General features: G+C 58.7%; 2 protein-coding genes. One reads left to right on the top strand and one right to left on the bottom strand.

What is annotated here, in order from left to right; all coding sequences use genetic code 11:
• Nucleotides 1–575, bottom strand: a 575-nt coding sequence (locus ABIB49_RS19255) for a class I SAM-dependent methyltransferase (protein ID WP_226773370.1), incomplete at its 3' end; no start/stop codon positions are given.
• A gap of 168 nt (nt 576–743) precedes the next feature.
• Between ABIB49_RS19255 and ABIB49_RS19250 the strand changes: the two genes are divergently transcribed.
• Nucleotides 744–1,259 carry a DinB family protein gene (locus ABIB49_RS19250; RefSeq protein ID WP_226773369.1) on the top strand — a complete coding sequence of 172 codons (516 nt, stop codon included), beginning with the start codon at nt 744–746 and terminating at the stop codon, nt 1,257–1,259.
• The last annotated feature ends 76 nt before the right edge of the window (nt 1,260–1,335 follow it).

Below are 1,335 nucleotides of genomic sequence, written 5' to 3'. Positions count from 1 at the left end.
GCTCCGTGCGATCGCTGCCCGGTGGTTGTCCGTGCGTGCGTCTCGACCACATTAAAGCCCGCAGCCACCAGTTCGTCGCAGAGATCCCCTACCGGCCACTGGTATGCCGGGACGACCGCGTGTTCGAACCTCTCGACGACGTGACCATCGAAGAAGCCGATCAGCAGGGCGCCACCAGGTTTAAGGACCCGACTGAACTCAAGGAGAGGAGTGCGGATCGTGCCTGGCTCATAGTGAATCAGTGAGTACCAGGCGAGCACTCCACCCATTGACCCTGTGCCGACGTCGAGGGCGTCGAGGCTGCCTGTCCGAAACGGGATGCCGGGATAAGCACCGCGGGCGTGCGCAATGAACTCCGGAACCAGATCCACGCCGACTGCAGGGACCCCCGCTTCCCTGAGGAAGTTGGTCCAATGCCCCGGACCGCAGCCGGCGTCGATGACTGCACCCTCGATGCCATCCGCCCACGTCGCCACCAGTTGACGATCTGAAGGGTGCGCAGCACCGAGTGAAGCGAAGCGTTCGACGTATTCCACGGCCCGACGCGAATACGCTTCGCTGACAACGTTGATCATGCATTCGAGTGTAGGCAAGCTACGGACACGTGCCTGGTCGCCGATCCCTCTGCGGGAATCTGCGAGACTCGCCCGATGACTAAGTCGCGGCCCACTACATGTCCGGTTTAAGGAACGGCATACGGGACGTATCGCCCACCAGCAGTGAAGTCGTGTAAGACTTCCTTCATGGAACGAGTGGATCCGCAGTCATGTCGAGATGAAAGCTCGAATCTTCAGCAGTTTCTGGATTACCAGCGAGCGACACTTCTCCTCAAGACCCAGGACCTGGGACGCGCTGATCTGAACCGTCGACTGACAACCTCGACGTTGACTCTTGGGGGTCTGCTCAAGCATCTGGCTCTCGTTGAAGACGACTGGATTCAAGTTAGATTCTTGGGCAAGGATGAAAAGGAACTTGAGCCTTGGGGGAGTGCTCCGTGGGATGGAGACCGGGACTGGGAATTTCACAGCGCTGCCAATGATGACCCGCAGGAGCTGCGGGACCTATACAGGGATGCTTGCGCGCGAAGTCGCACCGCATTGCTCAACTGTTCCCTCGATGATTTGTCCGTGGGTACTGACCGGGACGGAAGCCAGTGGAACCTGCGATGGGTTCTTACGCACATTCTGGAAGAAACCGCCCGGCACAACGGTCATGCTGATCTCCTGCGCGAAGCAATCGATGGAAGTGTAGGAGAGTAACCGGTCGTTCCACATTCGCTCACATGATTCTTAGCACTGCGGTGAGTCAGACCATTGTCCGGAAACCGATCCACAA

The sequence above is a fragment of the Arthrobacter sp. UYCu512 genome, from assembly GCF_040547075.1.
In the GTDB taxonomy this organism is placed as follows: Bacteria; Actinomycetota; Actinomycetes; order Actinomycetales; family Micrococcaceae; genus Arthrobacter.
This window is presented reverse-complemented; position numbering and strand designations above follow the sequence as displayed.